The organism is Chamaesiphon sp. (assembly GCF_041737865.1).
GTDB lineage: Bacteria > Cyanobacteriota > Cyanobacteriia > Cyanobacteriales > Chamaesiphonaceae > Chamaesiphon.
Map to the genome: position 1 here is coordinate 1 of NZ_JBGSQZ010000305.1, position 21,877 is coordinate 21,877.

Sequence of the window (21,877 nt, forward strand, 5' to 3'; positions counted from 1 at the left end):
GACCTTTGAGCCGTTCTGCTGTCTCTTTCAATAATGCTTTGAGTCCCCCTGTTAGTTCCAACATTGCTCAGATCTCCTTTCGGTATATATTCTTAGTCTATCTTACTCTCTCGGAACTATTTATTTCTTGGAAGTCCCTTAGAAGATTCTCGCCTTCGCCATACTGAGGCTCTCAAACGTCTATACCTGATTGCTGCTGTTGCCCTCCTCTACGCTACAACCACTGGCATGACTGTTCAGATTACTGGCTTACGCACTACCGTCGATCCTCATTGGCGACGTGGGTTAAGCTATCTTAAAATTGGTTTGCAATACCTTCGTGGTGTAATTAATAAAGGACGAACATTACTTGTTCCTATTCCTCTCTTTTCTAAAGATCCAGAGCCTTGTTTTGCTTCAAATAAGGCTCAACTAGATACTACCGATTCAATCTGGTTCGAGCGAATCGTTACTATCACTTGTAAAACCTGACTTTTCCCTCTCAATTAAAGATGTGTCAGGCAATCAGGCAGTTGACTCAGTTGGCAGGCGATCTTCTGCACTACTTTTAGACTGCGATCGAGCTACATTGGCAACTAGTACCGTTGGAGTCGATAGCCCCAACCCTAGGATAAAAGACGGTTTTGATGGATACTTAGACATTTTCTCTAGTTACGGTAATATCTCCTATGGATAGATTACCCAAACATACTTAGAAAACTACTATTGACACTCGATTTGATACTTAACAAATTAGTGTTGACATACTCACATCTTGCACCAATAGATCGAGACTAGTAAAAGCGTAGAGCTGAGGGTACCCTAGATCTACGATTAACACTAGTATTTTCAAACTAGTGCAAGATGTGAGCATATCTAGCTCATCGCTCAATCCGTCGATCTCATCTTGCGTCAAGCCACTGTTGCAAAATCACCGCAGCAGCAATTCGATCGATCGTCGCTTTATTCCGACATACTGAGATCTTCGCCTCGATCATCATCTGCTCGGCAGCATAAGAAGTCAAACGTTCATCTACATACTCGATCGGCAACTCTATCACTGTCGCCACTCTCCGCGCAAACTTCTGCACTTGTTTTGCTTGAGAGCCGATATTGCCGTCCATTGTATACGGTAAACCAATTACCAGTATTTCTACCTGTCGATCGTTAATAATCTCGGCTAACTGCTCCATATCATTTTGAAACGAACTGCGCCAAATCGTCGTAATCCCTGTAGCCATCATCCCCAAACCGTCGCAACCAGCTACCCCGATTCGCTTACTACCGACATCCAATCCTAATGCTGCAACTCTCATATTTGTTTTGGATAGGGTGCGAGGATTATTCGAGCTTTAGGTGAGAGGCGATCGCAAAAAAAGAGATGTCATTAATAACACCTCTACAACTATATATTATTAGGTAATTAACTGGACGTAATTAAATAGTTCATGTAGGGTGTGTTAGGCGCAAGCCGTAACGCACCAGCACCCGATCGATGAGGCTAGATCCCCGACTTCTCCAAGAAGTCGGGGATCTGATATGTCCTAAATTATGCAGCTAGATCTGGTAAATTATGCAGCTAGATCTGGATGAATTCCATCATCTGACTGTTCGATTAAAGTCAAAATATTTGCCTGTGGTAAAGTTAGTTCGGTAGTAGGAGCTAATAGGTTGAGGAACCTGTCAGCGATATCATCTTGCCGCCCCAAGAAAAACTGTTCCCAATTTGCTTCTGTTGGCTCTACATGGCTGTGAACTTTACATGCAGGTGATTTAGCCCCTGCACCCGCGAGTTCGCGCTTGACGGTGAATTGGAACACGCAGAGACTATTAAATCGCGCGTCTTTAGCTCGTACTGGAATGGAATTGGCGATCGCATGGCATTTAGTTACCTGACTAACTAGTTGTTGCCAGTGAGAGCTAAAACTTGCCTGGTTTGCACCTTTAGCTACATAAGCCAAACCAATTTCATGTAATGGTTGATTGTCTGCATCTAGCAGCAGTACTTCATAGCATTGTGCCGTACCAAATTTCTCGCGATCGCTATAAAGTTGTTTACTATATTGTCCGGCAACAACCAATCGTTCTTCCTGACGAGAAATCTGTCTGTCAAATGCAAATAAAGGCGATCGAGGTACCACCAACATCCGAGGTGATTGAATTAATAATCCCCGTTCTTTCCCACCACTATTATATTCATAAATAATCATTTCACTCTCATCCACCTGTCCCCAGCCAGCCTTTGCCATCTCAGCTTCGGTGATGAAGTAGCCGCACTCACTCGCACCATTTTCGCCGCGCAGAGCTTGGATGCGGGGTAGACGAGCATTCGGATTGACGTATTCAGGCGCGGCAAATCGATCGCGTCGTGGCTGCTGGGGCAAGTTTTGGAGTATTACTGGTACGCTAGAATCGCCTTGCTCTAGTGTAGAGACGACAGCATTTTGGTCTGGATTGTGCAAGTATTCAGCAGTATTGTCTTTGGTGGCTCTGGTTTTAGAGTAAGTCATAGATCTGCTCTGTGTGTAGGCTAAATTCTGTAGTGTCTAACTGCCACGCCGAGCGATTAGTTACCCTAATATTGGGAACTAACGCTTGTGATGAGCGGGTTTAAGGCTTTTGAATTGAAGCGATCGATGTCGTCTTTTCATTCAACCTTTGTTAATACAAGCATACCATGTTTTGAGAGTAATAGTACAAAATACCTAAATAATCGTCAAGGTTCTTTCCTCAAACATTAAGAGCGTGTGCTAACATACGACTATTAGCAGCGAGAGCTAAAGCACCAATGTTTCCGAGCGTTCCCGCGACATTTGAGTAATTATTAGGAATTGATACTCTCAACCATCAACGAAAGTCACCGCGAACACCTTGTTAATTTTCAGGTGGTTGTGCTATGCTTATATGTCTGGCATCATGTCAAATTTTTTAAACGTAAGTTTTCCCAGGGCTAACTGTGGCAAATATTAAGTCTGCAATCAAACGTGTCGATATCGCCGAGCGGAATCGGCTACGCAACAAATCTCATAAGTCTGCGGTACGGACGCTCATGAAGAAATACTTCATAGCCGTCGAAAAGCATACGGCTACACCCACAGACGAAACATCGGCTGAGGTAACAAAGTGTATGTCCCAAGCATATCAAAAGATCGATAAAGCTGTCCAAAAGGGCGTACTGCACCGTAATAATGGTGCTAATAAAAAGGCTCGTCTTGCCAAGGCGACAGCAGTTAAAGCTGCCTAAGCTACAGTTCGATGTCTATGCTCCAGTGAATACGCCAACGAAACCAGTTAATCTGTGCTAAATGCAGCTAATTGATACTCACGTTCATATCAACTTTGATGCCTTCGAGGCGGATTTAGAGGCGGTACGCGATCGATGGCGGACGAATGGAGTGGTGCAACTCGTACACTCTTGTGTCACGCCAGCAGAGTTTACGAAAACACAAGCATTAGCCGATAGATTTCCCGAATTATTCTTCTCTGTTGGCTTACATCCCCTAGATGCAGGCTTATGGCAAGCGGATTTGGATCGCCAGATTCGTGAGTTAGCCAGTAGTGACAAGCGGGTAGTTGCGATCGGTGAAATGGGTTTAGACTTTTTTAAAGCCGATAACCACCAGTGGCAGATCGAAGTCTTTCGATCGCAGTTACAGATTGCGATCGACTTAGACTTACCAGTAATTATTCACTGTCGCGATGCTGCCACCATGATGCACCAAGTTTGTCAAGAATTCTGGCAAGAATTCGGACAAGTTCGGGGCGTGATGCACTGTTGGGCGGGAACTCCAGCAGAAACCCAATGGTTTCTGGACTTGGGGTTTTATATTAGTTTCAGTGGGGTGGTAACATTTAAAAATGCCGCTCAAATTCAAGCTTCAGCTAAAATTGTGCCAATCGAAAGATTGTTAATCGAAACTGATTGTCCATTTCTAGCACCTGTGCCCAAACGTGGTAAGCGGAACGAACCTGCGTTCGTTAGTTACGTTGCAAGTTATCTAGCTCAGTTGCGCGGCGAAAGTCTCGATACACTAGCCGATCGCACCACAGCAAATGCCCGACAATTATTTAGATTACCAGTATTGGCTCCAATTGGCTAATTATTCAATTATATTTAATCTTCCTCATTTAATTACACTACATCATCAACACTCAATTTATTTTCACCACGAAAATGCTCTCCACCCCATACTCGCAGGTCGATCTTTTTTCCAGACAAGACGCAAGAGCGGCGCAAAGAAGTTACAACTCGCAGGGGGAAAGTTTGAACATGTATCCATTTAATAATTTTAGCATTTGGGCGAACTTGCAGCGTACTGACATCTTCCAGTGTCAACCATAGCCGCTACATGACTGAAATAACTGAATAATCGTTGAGAACGTGTTTGGAGAATATTATGACTAGTCAGATTACGACGACAGCATCCACTTACATGCTGCCAGATTTGGTAGAGATTCAACGTTCTAGCTTCCGGTGGTTTTTAGAAGAAGGCTTGATCGAAGAATTAGATAGCTTTTCACCAATTACTGACTATACTGGCAAACTGGAATTGCGGTTCCTTGCCAAAAACTATAAGCTCAAACGTCCTAAATATGACGTGGATGAAGCCAAGCGTCGTGATGCTAGCTATGCAGTACAAATGTATGTACCAACGCAGTTAATCAATAAGGAAGATAAAGGCAAAATAATCGAGCAAGATGTCTTTATTGGTGACTTACCATTGATGACCGATCGCGGTACCTTTATTATCAATGGTGCCGAGCGCGTAATCGTCAATCAGATCGTGCGATCGCCAGGAGTATACTATAAGTCCGAACTAGACAAAAATGGTCGGAGAACCTATAGTGCTTCCCTGATTCCCAACCGTGGCGCATGGTTGAAGTTCGAGACTGATAAAAATGATATCGTCTGGGTACGGATCGATAAGACTCGGAAGCTCTCTGCACAGGTATTATTAAAAGCTCTAGGGCTAACTGATAACGAGATTTTTGATTCGTTACGTCACCCTGAGTTTTACCAAAAAACGATCGATAAAGAAGGCAACCTCACTGAAGAGGAAGCACTGATGGAGCTGTATAAAAAGCTACGTCCAGGTGAGCCGCCTACTGTCAGCGGTGGTCAGCAATTGCTTGACTCACGTTTCTTTGACCCCAAGCGGTACGATTTGGGTAAAGTTGGGCGGTATAAATTAAACCGTAAATTGCGGTTGACTACGCCTGATACTGTGCGGGTACTGACCCCTCAGGATATCTTGTGTGCGATCGACTATTTGATCAATCTCGAATTTGATATCGGTAGTACCGACGATATCGACCACTTAGGTAATCGTCGCGTGCGTTCGGTGGGTGAATTGCTCCAGAACCAAATTCGCGTCGGCTTAAACCGTTTAGAACGGATTATCCGCGAACGGATGACTGTTTCGGAGACTAGTAGCTTGACTCCCGCAAGTTTAGTCAATCCCAAACCATTAGTCGCCGCAGTGAAGGAATTTTTTGGTTCCTCCCAACTGTCTCAGTTTATGGATCAAACCAATCCCCTAGCGGAATTGACTCACAAACGCCGACTTTCAGCATTAGGCCCTGGTGGTTTGACCAGAGAGCGCGCGGGTTTTGCCGTGCGAGATATCCACACCTCCCACTACGGGCGGATTTGTCCGATCGAAACACCTGAAGGCCCAAATGCTGGATTGATCGGTTCGCTGGCGACTCACGCCCGTGTCAATCAATATGGGTTTATCGAAACTCCATTCTTACCTGTCGAAAATGGACGGGTAAAACGCGAGCTAGAAGCTGAATATATGACAGCAGATCAAGAAGACGATCTGCGGGTTGCACCTGGAGACATTACCACCGATGAGAATGGTTATATTCTCGGTTCGACTATTCCAGTTCGCTATCGGCACGAATTTACCACTACGACACCGGATCAGGTGGATTATGTGGCGATTTCGCCCGTGCAGATTATTTCGGTCGCTACATCGCTGATTCCGTTCCTCGAACACGATGATGCTAACCGCGCCCTAATGGGTTCTAACATGCAGCGTCAAGCAGTACCATTACTCCGCCCCGAGCGTCCCCTCGTCGGTACGGGACTAGAAGTCCAAGCGGCACGAGATTCAGGGATGGTCGTCGTATCCAAAATCGATGGTGTGGTCTCCTTTATCGAAGCAGAATCAATCAAGGTCAAGGGCGATAATGGTCGCGTTCAGACTTACCTGCTCCAAAAATATCACCGATCGAATCAGGATACTTGCTTAAACCAACGTCCTCTAGTTAAGATTGGCGATCGAGTAGTTGCAGGTCAAGTCCTCGCTGATGGTTCGGCGACAGAAGGCGGAGAACTGGCTCTAGGTCAGAATATTCTCGTTGCTTATATGCCTTGGGAAGGGTATAACTACGAGGATGCGATCCTAATTAGTGAGAAATTAGTTTCTCAGGATTACTACACCAGTATCCACATTGAGAAGTTTGAAATTGAAGCGCGTCAAACTAAATTAGGCCCTGAAGAGATTACTCGCGAAATTCCTAACGTGAGTGAAGAATCCTTACGGAATCTTGACGAAACTGGGATTATTCGGAAAGGTGCATGGGTAACTTCTGGCGATATTCTCGTCGGGAAAGTGACTCCAAAAGGTGAATCCGATCAACCTCCAGAGGAAAAACTCCTCCGCGCGATTTTTGGAGAGAAGGCGCGAGATGTGCGCGATAACTCGCTGCGGGTACCTAATGGTGAAAAAGGTCGCGTTGTCGATGTGCGGGTATTTACCCGCGAACAAGGCGATGAATTGCCACCTGGCGCAAACATGGTCGTGCGGATCTATGTTGCCCAGAAACGGAAAATCCAAGTCGGGGATAAAATGGCGGGACGACACGGTAATAAGGGGATTGTCTCCAAGATTATGCCAGTGGAAGATATGCCTTATCTACCCGATGGTACCGCCGTCGATATCGTGCTCAATCCCTTGGGTGTACCGTCGCGGATGAATGTCGGACAGGTATTTGAATGTCTGCTCGGTTGGGCGGGACACAATTTGGGAATGCGGTTTAAGGTAACGCCTTTCGATGAAATGTATGCTCCTGAAGCCTCTCGGACGACAGTTCACGGTAAATTAAAAGCTGCGGCGAAAGCGCAAAGTAAGCCGTGGATCTTCGATAAAGACGAGCCAGGGAAAACCACAGTTTACGATGGACGGACAGGCGAAGCATTCGATCGACCCGTAACAGTCGGTAAAGCATACATGCTCAAACTAGTCCACCTTGTCGATGACAAGATCCACGCTCGTTCGACTGGGCCATACTCGCTCGTTACCCAACAACCGCTCGGTGGTAAAGCCCAACAAGGTGGTCAACGGTTCGGGGAAATGGAAGTTTGGGCACTGGAAGCCTTTGGTGCAGCCTATACTCTCCAAGAGTTGCTGACTGTCAAATCCGACGATATGCAGGGACGGAATGATGCGCTCAATGCGATCGTTAAAGGTAAATCTATCCCCAGCCCTGGTACTCCTGAATCCTTCAAAGTACTGATGCGCGAGTTGCAATCGCTCGGTTTAGATATCGCCGTGCATAAAGTCGAACAGACACCAGATGGCGATAGTCGCGATGTCGAAGTCGATCTGATGGCAGATGTCAACACTCGTCGCGCCCCATCGCGCCCCACTTACGAGTCCTTTGCACGTGGAGACGATAGCGAAGAAGGATAGGAAGGTGTTAGGTATTAGGCTTTAGGCTTTAAGTATAGATTAAGGGTTAGGCTTTAGGCTTTAGGCTTTAGGTATAGATTAGTTTCTACATACTTAAAGCCCAATATCTAAATCCTACTCAAGCCTAATCCCTAATCCCTAATCCCTAATCCCTAATCCTTAATCCCTAAAGCCTAAAGCCTAATCCCCAAAGCCTAATCCCTAAAGCCTAAAGCCTAATTATGCGTCAAAAGCTAGAAACCAAGTTTGATTACGTTAAGATTGGGATTGCTTCACCCGATCGAATTCGCGAGTGGGGTTCACGGAACCTACCCAACGGACAACTAGTTGGGGAAGTTACCAAACCGGAAACCATCAACTACCGGACATTGAAGCCAGAAATGGATGGCTTGTTCTGCGAACGGATTTTTGGCCCAGCCAAGGATTGGGAATGCCATTGTGGAAAATACAAGCGGGTGCGCCATCGCGGCATCGTCTGCGAACGGTGTGGGGTAGAAGTAACTGAATCCCGCGTTCGTCGTCACCGGATGGGCTTTATCAAACTAGCTGCGCCAGTGGCTCACGTTTGGTATCTCAAAGGTATCCCTAGCTATCTGAGCATTCTGCTGGATATGCCGCTACGCGATGTCGAGCAAATTGTTTACTTCAACTCCTATGTAGTTTTAGCCGCTGGTAATGATGATACGCTCGGTTATAAGCAACTCCTGACTGAAGAACAGTGGTTAGAAATCGAAGAGCGGATCTACAGTGAAGATTCCCAACTAGAGGGAGTAGAAGTCGGAATTGGTGCCGAAGCCGTCCAGCGACTCCTAGAAGACCTCCAATTGGAAGATGAGGCTGAAAAGCTCCGCGAACAGATTAGCGAGTCTAAGGGGCAAAAACGCGCCAAATTAATCAAACGCCTGCGGGTGATCGATAACTTCATCGCAACTGGCAGCCGTCCTGAATGGATGATCCTCAGCTATGTTCCAGTTATCCCCCCCGACTTGCGCCCAATGGTGCAATTAGATGGTGGTCGATTTGCGACATCTGACTTGAACGATCTCTATCGGCGGGTGATCAACCGGAATAATCGGTTAGCACGCTTGCAAGAAATTCTGGCACCAGAAATCATCGTCCGTAACGAAAAACGGATGTTGCAAGAAGCTGTAGATGCCTTAATCGATAACGGACGACGCGGACGAACGGTAGTTGGAGCCAATAACCGCGCCCTCAAATCTCTGTCAGATATTATTGAAGGTAAACAGGGACGGTTCCGTCAGAACTTGCTCGGTAAACGGGTCGATTATTCTGGACGTTCGGTGATTGTCGTTGGGCCAAAACTGAAGATCCATCAGTGTGGATTGCCGCGAGAAATGGCGATCGAGTTATTCCAACCTTTTGTGATCCATCGGTTGATCAAAAACAACCTCGTCAATAATATTAAGGCAGCCAAGAAACTAATTCAACGGGGCGATCCGACTGTGTGGGATGTCCTCGAAGAAGTCATCGCTGGACACCCAGTCATGCTGAATCGGGCACCAACCTTGCACCGTTTGGGGATTCAAGCCTTTGAGCCGATTATCGTCGAAGGTCGCGCAATTCAACTCCATCCCCTCGTTTGTCCGGCATTTAACGCCGACTTTGATGGAGATCAAATGGCGGTTCACGTTCCCCTCTCCTTGGAGTCCCAAGCAGAAGCAAGATTGCTGATGTTGGCGAGTAATAACATTCTCTCCCCAGCCACAGGTTCGCCGATTGTCGCACCATCCCAGGATATGGTATTGGGTTGTTACTATCTCACCGCGCGGAATCCCGCACTAGCCGAAACCGATCGATATTTTGCGAACTTAGAGGATGCCGTCCGTGCATACGATCGATCGGAACTGAATATCCATAGCTTTATCTGGGTCAGATATGACGGCTTGATGGAATCCGATGATGCCGAAACCGAACCGCTAGAAACGATCGATACTGGCGACGGGACAATTACCCGACTCTATAAATACCGCCGCGTTCGCGAAACCAGCACAGGCGAATTGCTCTCTCAATATATCTACACCACTCCAGGTCGGATTATTTATAACAAGACCATTCAGGAAGTCCTCTCAGTTTAGGAGCTGTAGGTTGGGTAGAGCAGAGCGAAACCCAACAACCTCACCAATCTCTTGTGTAGATGTTGGGTTTCACATTCGTTCTACCCAACCTACAGATCTAACACCTAAAGCCTAACACCTACTCCCCAACCCCTAGATCATGAGCGAAAAAGAGAGAAAGCCGATCGCCTTTAACAACCGGATGGTTGACAAAGGTCAGTTGAAAAAACTGATTACATGGTCGTTCCGGCATTATGGCACCGCCCGCACAGCGCAGATGGCGGACAAACTCAAAGAATTGGGTTTCCGGTTTGCGACTAGAGCAGGCGTATCGATCAGTATCGACGACCTGAAAATCCCGCCCATGAAGCGGGAAATGCTCGAAGCTGCCGAAAATACGATCGACGAAACGGAAGCTAAATATACCCGTGGCGAGATTACCGAAGTAGAACGCTTCCAGAAAGTAATCGATACTTGGAACATCACTTCCGAAAGCCTCAAAGATGAAGTAGTAAATAACTTCAGAGAAAATTATCCACTCAACTCCGTCTACATGATGGCATTCTCTGGGGCGCGGGGAAACCTGTCTCAGGTGCGTCAGCTCGTAGGGATGCGGGGATTGATGGCAAACCCTCAAGGGGAAATCATCGATTTACCAATTAAGACCAACTTTAAGGAAGGCTTAACTGTTACCGAGTATATTATTTCCTCCTATGGGGCGCGGAAAGGACTAGTAGATACAGCCCTACGGACTGCTGACTCTGGATACCTCACTCGTCGTCTGGTAGACGTTTCCCAGGATGTAATCGTCCGCGAACATGACTGCGGAACTACCCGTGGTTTGAACGTCGAAGCGATGAAAGATGGAGATCGCGTCCTAATTTCCCTCGCCAGTCGGATGCACGGGCGGGTATTAGCAGCGGATGTTTTCCACCCCGAAACCAAGGCATTAATCGCGACTCGTAACCAACAACTGGATGAGGACACGATCGCCGCAATTACCAAAGCTGATGTGAAATCTGTCTTTGCTCGATCGGCACTGACTTGTGAAGCCGCCCGCTCTGTGTGTCAGCTTTGCTATGGTTGGAGTCTGGCTCACGGACATCTGGTAGATCTGGGTGAAGCCGTGGGGATTATCGCCGCTCAATCGATCGGCGAACCAGGAACTCAGCTCACCATGCGGACATTCCACACGGGTGGGGTATTTACTGGGGAAGTCGAACAACAAATTCGTGCGCCTCACGATGGTACCGTCAAATTCTCCAATCTCCGCGTTCGTGCTGTCCGTACCAAGCACGGGGAAGATCGCGAACAGGTGGAAGTCAACGGCGATCTAATTCTCGAACCCAAGGGTAAAGGCAAGAAGAAAGTCTTTAATCTTACCCCTGGATCGCTCCTGCTCGTACCTGATGGTGCAGAAGTCAAAGCTGGCGATCTTCTAGCCGAAATCGCCCTCAGTAAAGGTGGTCGATCGACAGAAAAAGCTACCAAAGACGTAGCAGCGGATTTAGCTGGAGAAGTTCTATTCGCCGATATCGTCCCTGAAGAAAAAACCGATCGTCAAGGTAACATGACGCGGATCGCTCAACGGGGTGGTTTGATTTGGGTACTCTCAGGTGAAGTATATAACTTACCACCTGGTGCCGAACCATTGGTCAAAAACGGCGACCAGATCGCCGAACATGGCGTACTCGCAGAAACGCGGCTAATTTCCGTCAGTGGTGGGGTCGTCAGACTGCGCGGCGAACGGGAAATTGAGATCATTACCGCTTCTGTATCACTAGATCGAGCCAAAGTCGAAGTTGATATCGAATCTGGACGCGAGCAGTACGCGATCGTCACCGATGACAATCAACGCTTCCAACTCCTCACCCCACCTGGGACTAAGGTGCAAAATAGTACCGCCGTTGCCGAATTGATCGACGATCGCTACCGGACTCGGACTGGGGGAATTATCAAATTTGCTGGTCTAGATGTCCAGAAAAAAGGTAAAGCCAAACAGGGCTATGAGGTCGTTCAAGGCGGCACAATCATCTGGATACCCGAAGAATCCCATGAAGTCAACAAAGACATCTCCCTGCTCAATGTTGAAGATGGGCAATTTGTCGAAGCAGGTACCGAAGTAATTCGCGATATCTTCTGCGGGATTGGCGGGATTATCGAAGTCGTTCAGAAAAATGACATTCTACGGGAGATCACGATCAAACCTGGCGAACTGCATCTGTTAGACGATCCTGAAGCCGGACAGTCAGTTACTGGTACCCTCTGCTATCCAGGTCAAAAACCCGTCCCCGAACTCGAACCAGTTACCGAATTGCGGTACTTAGAATACGTCGAAACCCCCGAAGGTTCAGCGTTACTGATCCGTCCGACGATCGAGTATCAAGTTCCTGATGAGCCGAATTTACCCTCCCAAGCTGCTGTCAATCAAGCTGGCGAAGGGGCACTGATTGAAGGTAATAAGTCCGTCACGATCGAACTTCGTGCCGTTCAGCGCGTACCCTACAAAGATGGAGAACGCGTCAAATCCGTCGATGGTGTCGAACTCCTCCGCACCCAACTGGTGTTGGAAATGGACTCTACTAGCACTCCTCAACTCGCCGCTGATATCGAGCTGGTGAAAGATGAAGAATCGGGCGAACTCCGGCTCCAACTGGCGATCCTCGAATCGCTAACAATCCGTCGCGATACCGCCGGAGATAACCTCGGTGGTAGCACTTATACTGAAGCCCTAGTTACCGATGGCGAGAAGATCGCCCCTGGTGCTGTAGTTGCTCGGACAGAGATTCGCTGTAAAAATCATGGTGAAGTGCGCGGGATTCGTCAAGGTGCTGAATCCGTCCGGCGGGTACTGGTCGTTCGGGATATCGATCGCGTCAGCATTGATACCAACGGTACCGCCCCAACCGTCAAAGTCGGTAAATTGGTAGTTTCTGGTACTCCACTCGCTGAAGGCATCAATAGCCCCGAATCCGGTCAAGTTGTTGCAGTCACCGACTCTCAAGTCGTACTCCGCATCGCTCGTCCATATCGGGTATCACCTGGTGCAATCCTCCATATCGATACCGAAGATCTCGTCCAACGGGGTGATAACTTGGTGTTACTGGTCTACGAGCGATCGAAAACCGGAGACATCATCCAAGGTTTACCACGGATCGAAGAACTCCTCGAAGCGCGTAAACCCAAGGAACCATGTATCCTCAACCGTCGCGATGGTACCGCATCTGTCGTCTACAACGACGATAACGAACCAACCGAAATCAAAGTGATCGATGCTAGTGGTGCAGTCGAAGAATACTTCCTCGGCCCTGGTCAAAACTTGCTAGTATCGGATGGGAACGAAGTCAAAGCGGGACACCTGCTCACCGATGGACAGCTCAACCCGCACGAGATTCTGGAAGTCTACTTCAACTACTTCCGCGAGGAAAATGGGGTATTTGAAGCAGCTCTACTCGCGCTCCAAAAAGCGCAAGCATTCCTAGTCAATCAAGTGCAATCGGTATACCAATCCCAAGGGGTGGAAATTGCTGATAAACACATCGAAGTGATCGTCCGTCAGATGACTTCCAAAGTCCGCATCGACGATGGTGGTGACACCACGATGCTCCCAGGCGAACTCCAAGAACTCCGCCAAGTCGAACAGGTAAATGAAGCCATGTCGATTACTGGTGCGGCTCCAGCGGAATATACGCCGATGCTGCTCGGAATTACCAAGGCATCGTTGAACACCGACAGTTTCATCTCGGCTGCGAGTTTCCAAGAAACTACACGAGTACTAACTGAAGCAGCGATCGAAGGTAAATCTGACTGGCTGCGAGGCTTGAAAGAAAACGTGATTATCGGTCGTCTGATCCCTGCTGGTACAGGCTTTAACGCCTATGAGGACTCAAACTTCTCCAGCCCAATGGATAGTGATTACGGCTCTCCAAACCTGTATGGCACCTATGAAGGTGGCACGATCGGGACTGATGAGGATATGATTCTCGACGATCGTACCGCCAGAAGCTACGATCTAGACGATCAAACTCTCAGTGGTTTGTCCATCATCAAACCTTCAAGTCCAGAAGAGGAAGATGAATTTGCCGGACTCTATGGCGATACTGTCAAAGCTGCCAGCACTGAAGAGGAAGATGATTTCGATTGGACACCACCCAGTGACAGTCAAGATGATGATGATTTTGAATAATCATTGCTAACTACAAAGCAGAGTTATTAACGTCTTGGTAACTCTGCTATTGAAAAGCCTTCTCTAACTCAGAGAAGGCTTTTTATTTACTCGTTAAGCACCGATTTCAACCGGAGTTTATCGATCCCAAATCCGGTTTAAATAAGTAGGTTGACATAATTAATTGCACAGAATTTTGCCTAGATGCCTTTCTCATAAAGAATTTGAAAATATTGAGCGTGCAATTAATTCTGTCTAAGTACTTAATCTATAGCGATCCTAGACGATCGGGTCAGGCATACTATCGCCAAAGGTGAGGCTACGCCAACGACTTCGTACCTCCAAAGGCGAGGCTGTGCCTACGGTAGGCACAGCCAACGCCAACGCCAACAGTGCAAGACGCTCAGTGTCAATCAAGCCAAGCAATCCGACGAGTTAACGTTACTAGCAGAAACTCAAATAGGATTGCTATACTTAGCATTAGAATCTGAAACCAGCACCGATATTGACAGTAGTGGATGAATTATTGCTACTGATCGGTACATTCAAAGCTGCTCTCAACTGAATGGTATCAGTGACATCAAAATCAGCTCCACCCAGGAATCCAACCGTAGTTGAATTATTGATACCACCAGTACCAATCGATACTAAACCACCAATGAAGGGAGTAATTTGGACTTTATTACCAGTATTGGTGAGATTAAAATCATAAGTCAGACCACTGCCGAAGTAGGTACCACCACTGGGAAAGTAGATAAATGGGCGGAGTGAAAGATTATCACTGACACCAAACTTAGAATCAATTCCAACCGATGTCTGTCCGCCACCGATCGCGAGCGATGGCCCGATACTATTTTGACCCAATTGTGCTCTAGCTGGGGCACTCATTCCCAGAGCCATAGCTGAGGAGCAAGCGATTACTAATGCAACAATAATTTTTTTCATTTGGATTTTCTCGTTTTAAGTAGATTAGCTCAACGGACTCTTTGGTGCAGTTTCTAACGGAGAAAAGCGTTTCCAAATCAATGTTGTCGATGTTAAGCATCAGGTTTTAATGTTTACCTGCTTACTCAATATCGACGCTAGTAGATTATCGAAAGTTCCGACTAGAGTTATGCTTGCTTATCTACTATATCCAGGCGATCGATCTGTTCGCCAGTGTAATTTGGCATAGGTCTATATATATACAAAATAGGGGTGAGGGAATTAAAATCTATTCCCTCACCCCTATTCCCTAATCTCTATTTCCTATGTTAAGCCCATTGAATCAACCCCAATTCATAAGGATTGCTCAAGTTGGCGTTGTGAGGTAATACTCGCAGAGATAGCCCTTGCAAGCCGCTAGCCGAGTAAGCGATCTCACTGGTATAAAGACTATGCCCAGCGTTATCTTGACCCTGGTAGGTCATCACAGCGGTGTCTGCGTTGGTTATTTTGCCATTGGTGTCTACGGCACCTTTATATAACTCAACTTGGACATCCTGAGGTGCCAAGTCGCCCAAGCTAATCAGACTCTTGACAGAGATCGATTGATTGACGTTGATATCCTCAGGTGCAGAGACATCGACGGTATGAATTTTGAGATGCCCCCAATGTTTGAGCATCTTTTCTTTCCAGTGGGCGAGATCTTTACCTGCTTGATAGTCATCACTGGTGACAACGCGGTTGCGATCGCTAGCTGGGAAGTAACCAGTATTGGCATAATCGCGTACCATCCGAGCGGTATTAAAGGTCGGACAATTGAGCCGGATCGCATCTTTCATCTTCGCGATCCATTTACGGGGTAAGCCTTCTTTGTCGCGATCGTAAAATAGAGGGACGATTTCCTGTTCTAACAGATCGTAGAAAGCATTTGCCTCGACTTCATCTTGATACTCTTCATCAGAGTATAGTTCCCCATGTCCGATCGGCCAACCAGTCCGCACATAGTCGGCTTCATCCCACCAACCATCGAGGATACTCAAGTTAGGTAAGCCATTCATCGCCGCTTTCATCCCACTGGTGCCAGAGGCTTCATGGGGACGTCTGGGCGTGTTCAGCCAGATGTCGCAACCAGCTACCATCACTCGCGATACATAAATATCGTAGTCAGGCACAAAAACTACCGAGTTCATCCCTTCGGAGCGGGTGAAGTGGACGATATCGCGAATTAGGGCTTTGCCTGGGATATCTTTAGGGTGAGCTTTTCCGGCGATGACAAATTGAACTTTACGTCCTTTATCCCCTACCATGATCTGTTTGATTCGATCGAGATTGCGGAGGAATAATGTCGCCCGCTTGTATGTAGCAAACCGTCGCGCAAAGCCGATCGTCAGTACGCCTGGATCGAGTGCTTCTTGAGCGTGGTTGATTTCGGCGAGTGTCGCGCCACGTTCTTTGAGATGACCGACAATGCGATCGCGGACGTAAACGACCATTTCCGATCGACTATGCTCGTGATTGCGCCAGAGTTCATCATCGGGAATCGCATCGATCTTATTCCAAATCGGGTCTTCGATCGACTTCTCCGACCATTCTGGGCCTAAGTAGCGATCGTATAGTTCCTGAACGGATTTAGCCACACAACTGCGGGCATGAACGCCATTAGTGATCGAAGTAATCGGCACTTCGTCAATGGGGACATCTTTCCACATATTTTGGAACATCTCCCGCGAGACTACCCCGTGCAACTTCGCCACACCATTGACAAAGCTCGAAGTTTTCATCGCCAGAGCTGCCATACTAAACGGAGAATTTAGATCCGCAGCATTTTCGCGTCCCAAGCCCATGAATTCATCCTTACCCAGCCCGTAAACATCGGCATAATGTCCGACATAGTACATCGTCTTGTCTGGGGGGAACAGATCGAATCCCGCACTCACAGGCGTGTGTGTTGTAAAAATCTGGGTAGATTGAGCGACTTGCTTGGCTTCAACAAAAGATAGTCTGTCCTTCTGCATCAGTACCCGCATGTGTTCGAGGATCAGGAAGCCTGAGTGCCCTTCATTCATGTGATAGACGCTCGGCTTGTGTCCCAATGCTTCCAGAGCGCGGAATCCACCGATGCCTAGCATGATTTCCTGATGAATCCGCGTATCTAGATCGCCACCATACAAGGCATCAGTAATATCTTGGTCGTATGGGCTATTTGGCTCGATATTGGTATCCAATAAGTACAGTGGTACGACACCAACCTGCACGCGCCAAACTCTGGCATAAACCATCCGTCCCGGGTACTCTACTGCCACCCGTAGCTCGGTGCCATCAGCTTTCCGTTCTAGTTGAACGGGGATATTATGAAAATCGTTAATTGGATAACGTTCCTGTTGCCAGCCTTCGGCATTGAGGTACTGGGCAAAATAGCCTTTTTGGTATAACAGCCCGACGGCAACCAGCGGTAAACCCAGATCGCTAGCAGACTTGAGGTGATCTCCAGCCAAAACGCCCAAGCCACCAGAATAAATCGGTAGACAATCTACCAAACCGAATTCGGCGCAGAAATAGGCAAAGCATTCTTTCCCAACAGTGCTAGCACGTTGATGCTTGTACCAACTGCGATCTTTGAGATAGTCATTGAGTTCTCCCAATGCCCGTTCCATGTGAGCTAAAAACCCGTCGTCGGCTGCAACTTCCTGCAATCGCGACTGACTGACTCTAGCTAGTAGTGCGACTGGATTGTGACGGGTGGTTTCCCACAAATCTCGATCGAGTCTTCTAAATAGATCTTTGATCTCCGTATTCCAATCCCAATACAGATTGTAAGCAAGATGCCGCAATGGTTCGAGGGAGGCTGGGAGGGAAGGAGAAACGTTGAATGTACGTATCGGTTGCATCAGTAGACTTCCTCGGCAATTAATTCCTCAATCTCTTATTGTGACCCACCGCGGTCGATCGGCACAATTATATCCACAATGTCTTTACAAGTTTAGACGATCGATCTTGGCAAAGTGGTGTGTGAGTAAGCGTGACAGTTAGTCTCGATCGAACCCAACTGTGCCTGCTTACCTACTCGATCCTAATTTTAGCGAACGATCGTAATTTCTGCTGTCTAAATGGGTACATATAAGAGAGCACAGTTCTCAGGGATTTGGCGACTTCGATTGGTTAGAAATGAGTACATTTGCCCGCGATTGGGCACAGCCCACACTTCGCGAACGAACTCCAGCCAAAATGCCTAAGCTGTTCTAAACTTCCTCGATCGCCAGAGTAAACAGATTAAAATAATCATCATGCTAAGACACACATCTCTCACCAAGACACACTGGATCTACGCCACCAAATACTTGACGGCGATGGTGTCGATCGGCGTTACCTTGATTTTGCTAGATGCTCAGTCCTCAGCCAAAGGTTTCAACCTATTGCCAGCCAGGAACTCTGTGGCAGTATCAGCAGATCGACGTCCCCAAATTCTAGCTCAAAATTCCACTGGTACCATCAATAACTCCGAAGTTAACAAAGATTTAAGGTTGCAAGATATTACGGTAACTCGGAATAGTTCGGATAAATCGCTACTAACTGTTACCGGATCGATCGATAATCGTAGCGATCGCACCCACTATGTTTATTACGTCGTAGCCAAATTTATTTCTAGAGATGTATCGATCAAACAAGCGATCATTCCGGTAAATATCAATATCGAGCCTGGTAAATCCAAACCATTCACTCACGAAATTTCGACAGACATTGATTCGATTGTGCCAGAAACTGTCAAGGCACTGGTACTTAAATATGAGTACAGATAGATTGCCACTACTAACGTTGCCGATAGTGATGACAATCTATCAGTACCCACATCCCAGAACGCATCCGCTCGCATCCCCATCCTAGAAACCCAATTATCAATTATCAATTATCAATTAATTTAATAACCCAAGGCTTTGAGGATATCGGTGGCGTGAGTATCTGTTTTGACGCTGGCATCGACGTGAACGATCTTACCAGTTTCATCGATCGCGTAGGTAACACGTTTGGCATAGCCACCACCATCGACATCATAAGCAGAAACTATCGCGCCGTTAGTGTCAGCTAAGAGGGGAAAAGGTAGATCGAATTTTTCAGTGAAAGCTTGGTGAGCGGATTCGTTATCTTTGCTCACACCTAAAATGACAATGCCTTTATCTTGATACACGGCATAATTATCGCGGAAACTGCAAGCTTGTTTAGTACAGCCAGGAGTATCATCTTTGGGATAGAAATACATCACAACCTTCTTTCCAGCTAATCCAGCCAGAGTTACTGTATTGCCATTGGTATCTTTAACGTCAAAATCAGGAGCTTTTGTGCCTACAGCCAGAGCCATGAAGTAATTTCCCTATAAATGTAAGATCGATATCACAATTAACTGTAAACGTAATGATATCGTTTTTCAAGGTGGCAGTAGCGAAGTACTGCATTTTTAAACATTTGTCTGTGTCGATCGGGGTTTAAGAAATTACTGTCGCTGATGGGTTGAATCGGCAGTTACCACTCTGATGAGGATAATTAATTCATTGTGGCACTGAATGTGGCGGCTGTGGTGGTGCTCCCAGCAAATGGTACATTCGATTGTAGATCGAGCGGTTGCCAATCATCGTGGTGGGCGATCGTCAAGCGGAGGAGATCGAAGACTTGACGACAGTGATTATTAAAATTCAGTGGCAATTCCTCATTTTTGATGACAAAGCTCAGATTGACAGCCGATTGAGTGGCTCTTGTAACATCTATGAGTACTTCTACTGTTACCAACCTCGCAAATGAAACTCGACCTGGAATCTCTCGTGCCATGAGATAATCTTCGAGATCGTATACTATTTCCAAGCCGCAATCTGCTAATAATTTTTTGAGCGGAGATCGAACATGTGCTGGTGAAAGATTGACTAGAAAATCGCAGATGTAACGGGACATAGTGGGTGATTTTTAAAAACTAAAGTTGAGTTATCTCAAGATATCTTGACATATCAGCAGACTAACTGACTAATTATATTGAGTATTTATGCAACTGGTGAGGAAATGAGCGGTAAATTTATCGTGTTTGAAGGGGTTGAAGGATCTGGTAAAACTACCCAGATTCAGCAGACAGCAACTTGGCTCCAAAGCTGGTGTAGCCAGGATAAAACTGTAATTATTACCCGCGAACCAGGCGGGACAAAGTTGGGACGACAAATTCGTCAGCTTTTGCTCGACGATCCGCATAGTTGTGTGGGTAATCGTGCTGAACTATTGCTATACGGTGCCGATCGGGCGCAACATGTAGAATCAGTGATCAAGCCTCAGCTCGATCGAGGCAATATCGTGTTGTGCGATCGATTTACTGATTCAACCATCGCCTATCAGGGTTATGGACGAGGATTCGATCGAGCTGAGATCGACAAGGTTAATCAATTAGCCACAGGCGGCTTGCACAGCGATCTTACTCTCTGGCTCGATCTGGATGTCACCGTCGGCTTACAGCGGGTTTTAGAGCGCGGTAAACCCGATCGAATGGAACAGGCGGCTTTGGAATTTCATCAACGCGTTAGACAGGGATATCAAGAGTTAGCAAATGTCTACCCACGGATCGTCCGCATTGATGCCGATCGGACTCAAGCAGCGATCCAGATGGAGATTCAGTCAATATTAATCCAGACAAAATGGTTCTAGGCAGTAATACTCACTTAGGGCACACCGAATATTTTGGTAACTAAAGACAAATAATGCGATAATTCTAGCTAAAATCACATCAAATTTTGGTATTTCGATCGACCTTTGAAAGATAAAATTGCTAACTGAGCTTAACTCAATAGATTGAAGGTAAAAAAATATGACTAATTCACCTCCGCCTACTCCCAATCCCAACCGTCGCCGCCGCCTGACTGCGGATGAATTGATTGCGATCGGGGTTGCGCTAGCAGGGATTGGCACGGTATTTTTCTGGGGAATCGGTCAACAGTACCAACCGCTGATCCAGCAGGGCATTGCCAGTCTGAGCACCGATAATAACCGTCGTCAAGTCGGATCGATCGATGGTGAGAATGCCAAGATTGGCTCGGAGCGACGGACGATCGCTAGTATCGCTAGAGATCGACAGAACTCGGCACCGACAACGATCGTCACTCCAGTACCCCCAGTCAAAACCGAAGAAGTACCAGTCGAAACTACCCCAACGGTAACTACACCAGTAATCGTCCCTGTACCTATTGCCAAAACACCAGCGTTTACCGATATCCCCGCACAGTTTTGGGGCACAACTTACATCACCGAATTGCAAAAACGCGGCATTCTCGATGATTTTGGTGGTGGTAAATTCGATCCGAGCAAAGAGATTACTAGAGGCGAGTATGCCAAAATGCTCGATCGAGCATTTGCCGACAAACCAGCTACCGCTACACCAGTTACCTTCAAAGATATTCCAACTGATTATCCCCGCAAAGAAGCGATCGATAAATCGGTACAGCTTGGGTTTATGACTGGCTATTCCCCAACAAAATTTGCGCCTAACCAATCGATTCCCCGCTACCAATTGCAGATATCCTTGGCAAAAGGATTGGAACTCCCACCATCGATTAGTACCGAGCAGACATTGAACAAATATACCGACGCTGCCCAAATGCCAAAATATGCGCGAGATAAAATGGCAGCCGCAATAGATTCTGGCTTAGTCATCAAAGATGAAACGCCAGATCTGCTCAAGCCAGCTCAAAATGCTACCCGTGCGGATGCCGCAGCTACGATCTATGAAGCGTTGGTTAAACAAGGAAAAATTAAAAATTAGAGGGTAGGGTAAATACCGATCTTTCCTACTGCCCCCTCTAAGATGCGGTTTGAAAAGTTATTTTTAATCCGCATAGTTTGGTGTGGCTCCCCCCTTTTGTAAGGGGGTTGCAGGGTGGTTTCATACAAGGAAAGAAAAAACATCATCAACTTGGTTAGCCCACAAACGTAAAGCTTGAGGAACAGTCCGAATACCAGCACGACGGACTAAAGTGACAATCCAAGTAAAGAAAATAGCCCAATTGACGGGA

General features: G+C 46.9%; 15 protein-coding genes. 8 read left to right on the top strand and 7 right to left on the bottom strand.

The genetic code is table 11. From position 1 onward, the window contains the following. Positions 1-881 precede the first annotated feature (881 nt). Together ruvX and ACEW9J_RS23640 are read right to left on the bottom strand one after the other, a co-directional pair. Positions 882-1,295: a Holliday junction resolvase RuvX gene (gene ruvX / locus ACEW9J_RS23635; RefSeq protein WP_373547520.1), complete on the bottom strand. Its 414-nt coding sequence runs from the start codon at positions 1,293-1,295 to the stop codon at positions 882-884. Positions 1,296-1,550: 255 nt separating this feature from the next. Then, positions 1,551-2,489: a DUF5895 domain-containing protein gene (locus tag ACEW9J_RS23640; protein WP_373547521.1), complete on the bottom strand. Its 939-nt coding sequence runs from the start codon at positions 2,487-2,489 to the stop codon at positions 1,551-1,553. A gap of 446 nt (positions 2,490-2,935) precedes the next feature. On the opposite strand from ACEW9J_RS23640, the gene rpsT reads away from it, so the two are divergent. Both rpsT and ACEW9J_RS23650 read left to right on the top strand, forming a co-directional pair. Continuing rightward, a complete protein-coding gene (rpsT, locus tag ACEW9J_RS23645) occupies positions 2,936-3,223 on the top strand; it encodes a 30S ribosomal protein S20 (protein ID WP_373547522.1) in 288 nt (95 codons plus the stop codon). Positions 3,224-3,284: 61 nt separating this feature from the next. Then, positions 3,285-4,079 (top strand): TatD family hydrolase, encoded by a 795-nt coding sequence (locus ACEW9J_RS23650; RefSeq protein WP_373547523.1) that lies wholly within the window; start codon positions 3,285-3,287, stop codon positions 4,077-4,079. 32 nt (positions 4,080-4,111) lie between these two features. On the opposite strand, the gene ACEW9J_RS23655 is transcribed toward ACEW9J_RS23650, so the two are convergent. Then, complete coding sequence (locus ACEW9J_RS23655; protein ID WP_373547524.1) at positions 4,112-4,315, bottom strand: hypothetical protein; 204 nt, start codon at positions 4,313-4,315, stop codon at positions 4,112-4,114. Positions 4,316-4,376: 61 nt separating this feature from the next. Here ACEW9J_RS23655 and rpoB point away from each other — a divergent pair, with 61 nt between their 5' ends. The 3 genes from rpoB (at position 4,377) to ACEW9J_RS23670 (ending at position 13,940) form a co-directional block, all read left to right on the top strand. Continuing rightward, positions 4,377-7,679 (top strand): DNA-directed RNA polymerase subunit beta, encoded by a 3,303-nt coding sequence (rpoB, locus tag ACEW9J_RS23660; RefSeq protein WP_373547525.1) that lies wholly within the window; start codon positions 4,377-4,379, stop codon positions 7,677-7,679. A gap of 221 nt (positions 7,680-7,900) precedes the next feature. Further along, entirely contained in the window at positions 7,901-9,775 is a 1,875-nt protein-coding gene (locus ACEW9J_RS23665) for a DNA-directed RNA polymerase subunit gamma (RefSeq protein WP_373547526.1), read from the top strand. Between the two features lie 139 nt (positions 9,776-9,914). After that, positions 9,915-13,940: a DNA-directed RNA polymerase subunit beta' gene (locus ACEW9J_RS23670; RefSeq protein ID WP_373547527.1), complete on the top strand. Its 4,026-nt coding sequence runs from the start codon at positions 9,915-9,917 to the stop codon at positions 13,938-13,940. Positions 13,941-14,399: 459 nt separating this feature from the next. Here the strand turns inward: ACEW9J_RS23670 and ACEW9J_RS23675 are convergent, their stop codons facing one another. Both ACEW9J_RS23675 and glgP read right to left on the bottom strand, forming a co-directional pair. Then, a complete protein-coding gene (locus tag ACEW9J_RS23675) occupies positions 14,400-14,864 on the bottom strand; it encodes a hypothetical protein (protein ID WP_373547528.1) in 465 nt (154 codons plus the stop codon). Positions 14,865-15,172: 308 nt separating this feature from the next. Then, the gene (glgP, locus tag ACEW9J_RS23680; protein WP_373547529.1) at positions 15,173-17,731 is read right to left on the bottom strand and encodes an alpha-glucan family phosphorylase; all 2,559 of its coding nucleotides are present in this window, start codon (positions 17,729-17,731) and stop codon (positions 15,173-15,175) included. Between the two features lie 396 nt (positions 17,732-18,127). On the opposite strand from glgP, the gene ACEW9J_RS23685 reads away from it, so the two are divergent. Then, on the top strand, positions 18,128-18,640 hold the full coding sequence (locus ACEW9J_RS23685) for a hypothetical protein (protein WP_373547530.1): 513 nt from the start codon (positions 18,128-18,130) through the stop codon (positions 18,638-18,640). 119 nt (positions 18,641-18,759) lie between these two features. Here the strand turns inward: ACEW9J_RS23685 and ACEW9J_RS23690 are convergent, their stop codons facing one another. Both ACEW9J_RS23690 and ACEW9J_RS23695 read right to left on the bottom strand, forming a co-directional pair. Further along, positions 18,760-19,197, bottom strand: coding sequence for a peroxiredoxin (locus ACEW9J_RS23690; RefSeq protein ID WP_373547531.1), 438 nt, complete (start codon positions 19,195-19,197; stop codon positions 18,760-18,762). 182 nt (positions 19,198-19,379) lie between these two features. Further along, positions 19,380-19,781, bottom strand: coding sequence for a hypothetical protein (locus ACEW9J_RS23695; RefSeq protein ID WP_373547532.1), 402 nt, complete (start codon positions 19,779-19,781; stop codon positions 19,380-19,382). 105 nt (positions 19,782-19,886) lie between these two features. Between ACEW9J_RS23695 and tmk the strand changes: the two genes are divergently transcribed. Both tmk and ACEW9J_RS23705 read left to right on the top strand, forming a co-directional pair. After that, positions 19,887-20,516 carry a dTMP kinase gene (gene tmk / locus ACEW9J_RS23700; RefSeq protein WP_373547534.1) on the top strand — a complete coding sequence of 210 codons (630 nt, stop codon included), beginning with the start codon at positions 19,887-19,889 and terminating at the stop codon, positions 20,514-20,516. 160 nt (positions 20,517-20,676) lie between these two features. Further along, on the top strand, positions 20,677-21,627 hold the full coding sequence (locus ACEW9J_RS23705) for an S-layer homology domain-containing protein (RefSeq protein WP_373547533.1): 951 nt from the start codon (positions 20,677-20,679) through the stop codon (positions 21,625-21,627). Positions 21,628-21,877: the final 250 nt, after the last annotated feature.